This is a genomic window from Alcanivorax sp. HI0007 (assembly GCF_001635525.1).
Lineage (GTDB): Bacteria > Pseudomonadota > Gammaproteobacteria > Pseudomonadales > Alcanivoracaceae > Alcanivorax.
In genome coordinates, this window is the sequence record NZ_LWEJ01000099.1 from 1 (window position 1) to 9,814 (window position 9,814).

The 9,814-nt window shown below is 60.4% G+C and carries 11 protein-coding genes; 1 reads left to right on the top strand and 10 read right to left on the bottom strand.

Annotated elements, in window-relative coordinates; translation table 11 throughout:
* The 10 genes from era to rpoE form a co-directional block, all read right to left on the bottom strand.
* Positions 1 to 888 (bottom strand): GTPase Era (era, locus tag A3714_RS06160; RefSeq protein WP_063527157.1); only part of this gene is annotated, 888 nt, incomplete at its 3' end.
* On the bottom strand, positions 881 to 1,567 hold the full coding sequence (rnc, locus tag A3714_RS06165) for a ribonuclease III (RefSeq protein WP_063508150.1): 687 nt from the start codon (positions 1,565 to 1,567) through the stop codon (positions 881 to 883). The genes rnc and era, both read right to left, overlap by 8 nt.
* Complete coding sequence (locus A3714_RS06170; RefSeq protein WP_231866008.1) at positions 1,564 to 1,944, bottom strand: DUF4845 domain-containing protein; 381 nt, start codon at positions 1,942 to 1,944, stop codon at positions 1,564 to 1,566. Before A3714_RS06170 ends, rnc begins: the two co-directional genes overlap by 4 nt.
* Before the next feature lie 2 nt (positions 1,945 to 1,946).
* Positions 1,947 to 2,738, bottom strand: coding sequence for a signal peptidase I (gene lepB, locus A3714_RS06175; RefSeq protein ID WP_063508149.1), 792 nt, complete (start codon positions 2,736 to 2,738; stop codon positions 1,947 to 1,949).
* The gene (gene lepA, locus A3714_RS06180) at positions 2,738 to 4,537 is read right to left on the bottom strand and encodes a translation elongation factor 4 (RefSeq protein ID WP_062816400.1); all 1,800 of its coding nucleotides are present in this window, start codon (positions 4,535 to 4,537) and stop codon (positions 2,738 to 2,740) included. Before lepA ends, lepB begins: the two co-directional genes overlap by 1 nt.
* A gap of 185 nt (positions 4,538 to 4,722) precedes the next feature.
* Positions 4,723 to 6,171 carry a DegQ family serine endoprotease gene (locus A3714_RS06185; protein ID WP_062816399.1) on the bottom strand — a complete coding sequence of 483 codons (1,449 nt, stop codon included), beginning with the start codon at positions 6,169 to 6,171 and terminating at the stop codon, positions 4,723 to 4,725.
* A 12-nt stretch (positions 6,172 to 6,183) separates the two neighbouring features.
* Entirely contained in the window at positions 6,184 to 6,660 is a 477-nt protein-coding gene (locus A3714_RS06190) for a SoxR reducing system RseC family protein (protein WP_063508148.1), read from the bottom strand.
* Entirely contained in the window at positions 6,660 to 7,625 is a 966-nt protein-coding gene (locus A3714_RS06195; protein WP_082810802.1) for a MucB/RseB C-terminal domain-containing protein, read from the bottom strand. The genes A3714_RS06190 and A3714_RS06195 overlap by 1 nt, the downstream gene beginning before the upstream one ends.
* 3 nt (positions 7,626 to 7,628) lie before the next feature.
* Entirely contained in the window at positions 7,629 to 8,195 is a 567-nt protein-coding gene (locus tag A3714_RS06200; RefSeq protein ID WP_063508147.1) for a sigma-E factor negative regulatory protein, read from the bottom strand.
* A gap of 4 nt (positions 8,196 to 8,199) precedes the next feature.
* Positions 8,200 to 8,784: an RNA polymerase sigma factor RpoE gene (gene rpoE, locus A3714_RS06205; protein WP_062816396.1), complete on the bottom strand. Its 585-nt coding sequence runs from the start codon at positions 8,782 to 8,784 to the stop codon at positions 8,200 to 8,202.
* 208 nt (positions 8,785 to 8,992) lie between these two features.
* Between rpoE and A3714_RS06210 the strand changes: the two genes are divergently transcribed.
* Positions 8,993 to 9,814 (top strand): FAD-binding protein (locus A3714_RS06210; protein ID WP_156493832.1); only part of this gene is annotated, 822 nt, incomplete at its 3' end.

A 9,814-nucleotide genomic window follows, 5' to 3' on the forward strand; every position in this document is an offset into this window, starting at 1 on the left:
AAGGGAACGCAGGGCCCGGGCATCATCGGACCAGCCGGCCTTGATCTTCACCCACAGGTTCAGCATTACCTTGCGCTCGATAAGACGCTCGATATCTTCCCGGGCCTGGGTGCCAATCTGCTTGATGCGATCACCGCCGTCGCCAATAAGAATCTTTTTCTGGCCACGGCGCTCCACCAGGATTGCAGCGGAGATTTCGGTGATACGCGGGCCGTCTTCCCACATTTCCACTTCCACGCTGACCTGGTGGGGAAGCTCCTGGCCCAGCTGGCGCACCACTTTCTCACGAATGATTTCTGCCGCCATAAAACGCAGACTGCGGTCGGTGAGCTGATCTTCGTCGTACCAGAATTCGCCTTCCGGCAAACGCTCAACCAGCGCTTTTTCCAGCGCTTCCAGGTTCTGTTCCCGCAGCGCAGATACCGGCACGACCGCATCAAAGGGATATCGCTCGTTGAGGGTCTCGATATGTGGCAGCAGCTGGGCCTTGTCGTCCAGGCTGTCTACCTTGTTGATGATCAGCAGCACCGGCATCTCCGGGTGCTGTGGCAACAGTGACAGCACATGCTCGTCCGCCGGGGTCCACTTGAGGCCGTCCACCATCATGCAGACCACATCCACCCCGCTGAGCGTAGAAACCGCAGCGTCGTTCATGGCCCGGTTGAGAGCCCGGTCCTGACCGGTATGGATACCGGGGGTATCGGCAAAAATGATCTGGTAGTGATCCCGGGTATGAATACCGTGGATGCGGTGCCGGGTGGTTTGCGGCTTACGCGAAGTAATGCTGACCTTTTGCCCGATCAGGTGATTCATCAGGGTGGACTTGCCCACATTGGGCCGGCCAACGATGGACACCATGCCACAGCGGGTCGGTTTTACGTCAGTCATACTGCTGCTCCAGCCAGCTCAGGACATTGGCCGCCACCTGCTGCTCAGCCTTGCGACGGCTGGCTCCCTGAGCCTTGAAAGTTTGTTGCATCTGTTCCAGCTCACAGGTCACTTCAAAGGTCTGCTTGGGGGCAAGCCCTTCCACCTGGGTGACCTGATAGGTAGGCAATTCGAATTTGCGGGCCTGCAGCCATTCCTGCAAGCGGGTTTTGGCGTCTTTCTGGGCACTCTGCGGAGTAATGATGCGTAGCCGCTCATCGAACCAGTCCAGCACCACCTTGCGGCACGGCGATTCGCCACCATCCAGCAGGATAGCGCCGATAATCGCTTCCAGGGCATCTGCCAGAATGGAATCGCGACGAAATCCGCCGCTCTTCAGCTCCCCTCCGCCCAGCACCAGGTAGTCCCCCAGCCCCAGCTCGCGGGCCACCAGCGCCAGAGTCTGGCCGCGCACCAGCGACGCTCGCATCCGGGTGAGCTGCCCTTCCGCCGCGTCCGGGAAGCGCTCGAAAAGCGCGACGGAAATAATCTGCCCGAGCTGGGCATCGCCGAGGAATTCCAGGCGCTCGTAGTTACGATGGCGGCTGACACTGCGGTGAGTCAGTGCCAGCGCCAGGAGTTCAATATCATTGAACCGATAGCCCAACCGGGCCATCAGACGATCAAGATCATTATTCACTGGCGAACGTCTTTGCTGAACTCGTCCTGAAAGGTCATCACGATGCTGACGTTGTAGAACATGGGCTCGCGAACCTCATAATCAGTACTGATTTTGAGAATGCCGCCTTCCTTGCTGATCGCCAGGTCGTTGGCGCTGATCACGTTGACCTGGTTGATTTTAAAGCGCTTGTTGAGGGCATCCTGCACTTCACGAGGAGACATCAGCGCGGTCTTGCTGTCCTGCATCAACGACTTGATCGACGATGAAATCGTGTTGTGCTCCATGTACGCGGGCACCATTCGCAGTGCTGCCGTACCGAGAACCACGGCCACAAGCAGGATCACCGCCCAACCGATTAACGAAAATCCACGTTGCTGTGATGGCATTGTCATCATTATTAATTCGCCTCCACCTTGTCTATGGCGCCATTACGGGAAAAACTGGGTATGGAGAAGATCGGTTCCCAATGCATCCAGATCAGGAATGCTTCGCCGACCACCAGCTCTTCCGGGACTATACCCCAGAATCGGCTGTCGTTACTGTTATCCCGGTTGTCGCCCATCACAAAGTAGGCGTCTTCCGGCACCTGCCATTCGCCCTGGGTGCGGCTTTGCGGCAGTTTGCGGCCGGTAAAGGAGTTGATCTTGCCTTCCTGCCAGATGAGGTGACGGCTGTCCCCCAGCTGTTCCACATACTCACGCCGCCAGGCCCCGGAGCCTTCCCACTCGCGCACCAACTCGCGCTGAATCGGCTCGCCGTTCACTGTGACCACATTGTCTTTCACCTGAACGGTATCGCCGGGCAACCCGACCACACGCTTGATAAAGTTCTGGCTGCGGTTTTCCGGAAACTTGAACACCAGGACATCGCCCCGCCGGGGCTCACCGGTCTCGACAATTTTGGTATTGGTCACCGGCAACCGCAGGCCATAGGCGAATTTATTCACCAGGATGAAGTCGTGCACCTGCAGGGTGGGCAGCATGGAACCGGAGGGGATCGTAAACGGCTCGACGATAAATGAGCGAATGACCAGTACCACAAAGAAAACGGAGATAAGGGAATTGGAGGTCTCCACGGCGCCTTCCACGCGCCCGCCCTTCTGCTTGAGCTTGAAGACCTTGTCGATAACCCAGATCGCAACGGTGACCAGCAGCGCAAGGGACAGCCAAAAACCGATATCAATATCCATCAATCATCCACCTTGAGTACTGCAAGGAACGCTTCCTGGGGGATTTCCACATTGCCCACCTGCTTCATGCGCTTCTTGCCTTCTTTCTGTTTCTGCAACAGTTTTTTCTTGCGTGATACGTCACCGCCATAACACTTGGCGGTCACATTCTTGCGCAATGCCTTGACGGTCTGACGGGCAATGATCTTGCTGCCGATGGCGGCCTGGATGGCCACATCGAACATCTGGCGCGGCACCAGTTCCTTCATCTTTTCGCACAGGGCGCGGCCCCGGTAGGCGGACTGGTCCAGATGACAAATCATGGCCAGGGCGTCCACCTTGTCGCCATTGATCAGTACATCCACCCGCACCAGCTTGGTGGCTTCGAAGCGCTCGAAGGCATAATCCATGGAGGCAAAGCCCCGGCTCACGGACTTGATGCGATCGAAGAAATCCAGCACCACTTCCGCCATGGGAATGTCGTAGGTCAGCGCTACCTGCTTACCCAGGTACTGCATGTTGATCTGCGAGCCCCGGCGCTCCACACACAGGGTGATCACGTTCCCCACAAACTCCTGGGGCACCAGGATATTCACCCGGGCGATGGGCTCGCGGAATTCCTCGATCTTGTTGCCTTCCGGCAGCTTTGAGGGGTTGTCCACGTACAGCACGCTTTCATCGGACAAGACGATTTCATAGACCACGGTGGGCGCGGTAGTGATCAGGTCCAGATCATACTCACGCTCCAGGCGCTCCTGGATGATTTCCATGTGCAGCATGCCCAGGAAGCCCACCCGGAAGCCGAAGCCCAGGGCATCGGAGGTTTCCGGCTCGTAGAACAGCGAGGCATCATTCAGGGTCAGCTTGGCCAGGGCATCGCGGAAATCTTCGTAATCATCCGCACTCACCGGGAACATGCCCGCATACACCTGCGGCTTCACTTTCTTGAAGCCCGGCAGTGCCGGCACATCCGGGGTCTTGGCCAGGGTCAGGGTATCGCCCACCGGCGCCCCATGAATGTCCTTGATGCTGCCACTCACCCAGCCCACTTCCCCGGCTTCCAGGTGCTTGGTCTCGGTGCGTTTCGGGGTGAAGATGCCCAGCTGGTCCACCACGTGGGTCTGGCCGGTGGATTTCACCAGAATCTTGTCGCCCTTTTTCAGGCGGCCATGCTTCATCCGTACCAGGGAGATCACGCCCAGGTAGTTATCGAACCAGGAGTCGATGATCAGTGCCTGCATATCGCCATCACGCTCCCCTTCCGGGGCCGGAATACGCTCCACCAGCTGTTCCAGCAGATCATCCACACCGACGCCGGTCTTGGCGGACACCCGGCAGGCATCATGGGCATCCAGGCCGATGATCTCTTCGATCTCGTTGATCACCATCTCCGGCTCGGCCTGGGGCAGATCGATCTTGTTCAAGACCGGCAGCACTTCCAGATCCTGCTCGATGGCGGTATAGCAGTTGGCCACGGACTGGGCTTCCACGCCCTGGGCCGCATCCACGACCAGCAGGGCCCCTTCACAGGCCGACAGGGAGCGGGAGACCTCGTAGGAGAAATCCACATGCCCCGGGGTATCAATGAAATTCAGCTGGTAGGTTTCCCCATCCCGGGCCTTGTAGTAGAGCGTCACGCTCTGGGCCTTGATGGTGATCCCCCGCTCCCGTTCCAGCTCCATGGAGTCCAGCACCTGCTCCTTCAGCTCGCGCTGGGTCAGGCCACCGCAGACCTGGATAAAACGGTCCGCCAAGGTGGATTTGCCATGGTCGATATGGGCGATGATGGAAAAGTTGCGAATATTCTTGATGTCAGTCATAGGGCCTGTTGCACAAAAGGGTGTTGCCGGGAAAACGGCACGCAGTGGGGCGCGATTCTAGCCTGAACGGGAGGGGGTTGCACGGGAGTTGGCCATCCGCTGTGCGCCCGGCCATCAGGAGCGCTTGCACGGGAAGGGCCAGGGCCCGATTCGCCATGCAAGCATAGCTCCAACAACAGTTAGCCTCAGGGCAGCTTGATGGGCAGGAAGCGGGGGTTGCCGTCCCGGTTGATCAGGGCGGCGACAGTGCCGCTCTCGGGCAGCCCAGCCACCACCTCACTGAAGGACTCCGGGTCATTCACGGGCTTGTTGTTCAGGGTGACCAGAATGTCGCCGCTGGCAATGCCGGCCTTCGCTGCCGGGCCATCACCCACTTCGGTGACGATCACCCCGGCTTTCAGATCCAGGCGGCTCAGTTCCGTGGCACTGGCAGCGCGGACTTTCAGCCCCAGGGCATTGGCGCCGTCCGGTGCGGCCTGGCCGCCACCACCACGCAAGGCCATCTCCGGGTCGTCTGGCAACAGGCCGATGGTCACCTCCAGTTCCTTTTCCTTGCCATCACGAATCACCACCATGGACGCTTCCGTTTCCGGGGTAACCCGGCCCACCCAGCGGGGCAATTCGGAGGACCGGTAGATCGCTTCGCCATTGAACGAGACGATGATATCGCCGGCCTGTACACCGGCCGCCTCGGCGGGAGAGCCCTCCAGCACCTGGGAGACCAGCGCCCCTTTCGGCTGATCCAGCCCGAAAGACTCGGCCAGGTCCCGATCCACTTCCTGAATCAGCACACCCAGCCAGCCGCGGCTGACCTTGCCGTGTTCCTTGATCTGGCTGACCACGTCCATGGCCATATCGATGGGAATGGCAAAGCTCACGCCCATGTAGCCACCGGAACGGCTGAAGATCTGGGAATTGATGCCCACCACTTCCCCGCTCAGGTTGAACAGCGGGCCACCGCTGTTGCCCGGGTTGATGGCCACATCTGTCTGGATAAAGGGCACATAGCTGTCGTTGGGCAGGCTGCGGCCCTTGGCACTGACAATCCCGGCGGTGACGCTACTGTCGAAACCGAAAGGTGCCCCGATGGCCAGCACCCATTCACCCACCTTGAGATCCTCGGAGGAGCCGATGTTGGCCACCGGCAGATCTTCGCCATCCAGTTTCAGCAGAGCCAGGTCACTCTGCTCGTCGGCGCCGATCAGTTCCGCTTTCAGTTCGCGACGGTCCTGCAGGCGCACAATGATTTCGTCCGCCTCGGCCACCACATGATTGTTGGTCAATACATAGCCATCCGCGGAGATGATGAACCCGGAACCCAGCGAACGGGCCTCCCGTTCCTGCGGCATTGAGGGCACGCCGTCTTCACCACCAAACTGCTCAAAAAAACGGCGAAAGAATTCCGGCAGCTGCTCCAGCTGGTCACGGACCGAGTCTTCATCCTGGCGGGTGATAGTGCTGATGTTCACCACCGCCGGGCCCTCTTTTTCCACCAGGCGGGTAAAATCCGGCAGTCCGGTCACCAGGGGTTCAGCCCGCTCCCGGGGCGCCTGGCTCTCCGGCTCGGTGCAGGCCACCAGCAGACCGGTGAAAATCACCAGACACAGTGTTGCCACTCGCTGAAATCCGCTCATTGGGCTCTCCTTTTATTTTGCAGGCTGTACGACCACCGCCTGGCAACCGTCGTCCCCGGATGCCACCAGATACGGCTGATAGGCCCGATTATGACTGGCCAGTCGACTCAGTACACGGTTGATCACAAACCCCAGCACCAGACCGCCCATGCCAAACAGGGCCGAGGCGTCAAAGGCCGTCACTGGCAGCAGGGTCCCCAGCACGGCTCCGGCCACCAACAGTGCCAGAGGCAGGCCATAGACCCACAAGGCGCCACGCATGAGGGCCCCTTCCGGCAGTGCCAGTTGCACGGTATCGCCAACCTGGTGACTCTCACGAGAAGAAACAGGAACGCGCAGATGGGCACGCTGCCCACTCTGCTGTTGATTCACAAGATGGTGGCCGCATCCGGCCTTGGCCTTGCAGGCACCGCAGGTGGAGGCACGCACGGTCTCCACCCAGATAGCGTCAGCTTCCACCGCCACTACTGTGCCTTGCTCAAGCAGCATTACGGCTGATTTTCCCTGACGCTGATGCCCTCGATGACGCGCAGCGCTGTACTCTGCGGCACTTCGCCCACCAGAGTCACCAGATAGACACCGCTGGGGGCGGCCAGCCGGCGGCTGACGGCCACCGTGGGCCCGACCCGGCTGACGCCTTCTTCCACGCTGTTCTCGCCAATGGCTTCCACGAACACCGTGAAGGCGGCCAGACCATCGCTGAAGCCCCGGGCAGCCACCGGCGCACGGTCTGTGGTCGCCTGTCGCCAGTCCTGCTCCATGGCACGGAAACCGGCGGGCAACCACTCCGGGGTCACCGTCAATGTGAGGGAGGGATGGGAATCCGGCACCGGCGCCAGGGCTTTTTCATGGCGGGCTTCCGGGACTGCGAAGTGGTCCAGGCCCAGCTGCGGCGACAGGTTGAGGGTGACAAACTCCACCCGCTCCAGGGCCACACCGCTGCCATCCACCACTTCGGATTTCAGCAGCAGTCGGGATTCCTGATCCAGCCACAGGCGATAACCATAACGGTGGGTATCCAGGGGAGCCACACGCATACGCGTTGTCGTGCGCCCGGCTACCCGGCCATCGCCATCAATGAGGATGTTGTATTGCTCCGGCAAATCACTGGCCAGGCGGTCGCCCAGGGCCAGGGGGCCCATCTGTTTGCTGCTCAGACGGGTAAGACTGCGGTCCGGGTGCAGACAGAGCACCTCGTCACCACGTCGGATTACCTCCACCAGGCGACCATCCAGATGGGTCAGACGCTGGTACTGGCGGCCTTCGATCAGCGCGTGGCTGACTTCCATGGTGCTGATTTCCGCACCGAACTGATAGAGGAAACGGCCGGTATAATTGAGGGAACGATTGGCCTCGGCCATGGCCTGGAGCTGGTCGTGCGCCGGCGATGCTTCCGCCAGCGCAACCAGAGGCGAACAAAGAGACAGGGAAAGGGCGAGTGCGCGCAGCATCATCCGTTAGCGGGCTCCACTGCGGGCATCCATACTCACCAGACGGGCAAAAGGCATCATCCCCTGACCGCTGTTGCGGGCAGCAAACTCGCTGTGCCGCAGGAGCATATCGTTACCGCGGGGCTGAACCTGGGCCGCCGGTGTGACCACCGCATTGTTGGCGGTGAAAGACCGGGATACCAGCGACGCCTCGGCAAACGGGCGGCTCATGCGGCTGTCCTGGGCCGACGCCATCACCGGCGCAGCACCGGAAGACTGGGTCGCATCCCAGCTCTGCCAGCCCACCACCGTGGCAGCAGCCACAGAGGCGGCAACAGCCAGCCGGCTCACACTGCCCAACCAGGCCGGACGACGGGACGGCGCCTGTTCAGCCGCCAGCGCCGCAGACAGGCTGGCATTGAAGCCCGCCGGCACACTCATGGTGGACTGCTTATGCATCACATCCCGGGCCAGCTGCCAGCGGGACAATGCATCCAGATCCGCATTGTCGATATCACGCATGACCCGACGGGTTTCCAGCTCGCTGGTTTCCCCGTCAAGGAAAGCGGACAGTGTTTCCAGGTCCCTGTTCATACACTCACCCTTTGTCGCCACGCTGGGAGCCCAGCAGTGGGCGCACAGCATTATCAATTGCTTCCCGAGCCCGGAAGATACGGGAACGAACCGTACCCACCGGACACTCCATTACCGCCGCAATGTCCTCATAGCTGAGGCCCTCGAATTCCCGCAGGGTAACGGCAGTTTTCAGTTCATGGGGCAGCTCATCAATGGCTTCATGGATAACTGCCTCTAACTCCTGTGACAACACGAGGGACTCCGGGGTTCCAATCTCGTGCAGCATTTCTGCTCCGGCATATTGCTCGGCCTCGGCCGCATCCAGGTCGGAACCCGGCGGACGCCGACCAGCGGCCACCAAGTGGTTCTTGGCGGTATTCACGGCAATACGATAAAGCCAGGTGTAAAAGGCACTGTCACCCCGGAAACGGGGCAACGCACGCCAGGCTTTGAGAAAGGCTTCCTGGGCCACGTCCTGCACTTCATCCGAGTCACGCACGTAACGGCTGATCAGGGCGAAAATACGCTGCTGATATTTGCGTACCAGCACTTCAAAGGCACGCTGATCGCCGGTTTTGGCTTTCTTGACCAACTCTTCGTCTGACACCGATCCCCCGGATCTTTCGCGAAACGCGGATACATGGCTGTGGTCGCATCGGAACCCGGGTTGCCGAGGTGAATGGGCAAATCGGGTCTATGACCAATTAAAGCGGGCCATTGTAGCAGGTGTGAGGGTCCCGGCTATACTATGGGGCTGTTTTGCATACCCATTTCACATTGCTTGAACATTTGTTCGGGCGTTCTAAGGATTGTTCATGGCCACCTTCCGACACGATGTACTCATCATTGGTTCCGGAGCGGCAGGATTAACCACCGCCCTGCGCCTGCCCGATGATTGCCGGATCGCCCTGTTGTCCAAAGGCGAGCTGACCAGCGCCAGCACCTATTACGCCCAGGGCGGCGTCGCCGCGGTGCTGGACCAGGAAGATTCCCTGGAAAGTCACGTGGCCGATACGCACGTGGCCGGGGGTGGCCTGTGCCATGATGACGCGGTCCGTTACACGGTGGAAAACGGCCCGGATGCGATCCGCTGGCTGATCGATCTGGGGGTGGATTTCACCCGACTGACCGGCGATAACGACAGCGCCCTGCCCTACCACCTGACCCGTGAGGGCGGGCACAGCCACCGCCGCATCATTCATGCCGCCGACGCCACCGGCAAGGCCATCTCCGGCACCCTGATCGGCCAGGTGCGTAAAAAAGACAACGTGACCCGCTTCGAATATCGGGTGGCCGTGGACCTGATCCTGCAGGAGCACCACGGCGAAAAGCGCTGCTGCGGCGCCTATGTGCACAATATCGAGACCGGCGAAACCGACGTCATTCTGGCCAAAGCCGTGGTGCTGGCCACCGGCGGCGCCTCCAAGGTGTACCTGTATACGTCCAATCCGGATGTGGCCACCGGCGACGGCATCGCCATGGCCTGGCGGGCCGGCTGCCGGGTGGCCAACATGGAATTCATGCAGTTCCACCCCACCTGCCTGTACCACCCCAAGGCCAAAAGTTTTCTGGTCACCGAGGCCATTCGCGGCGAAGGTGGGCACCTGCTGTTGCCCAGCGGTGAGCGCTTCATGCAT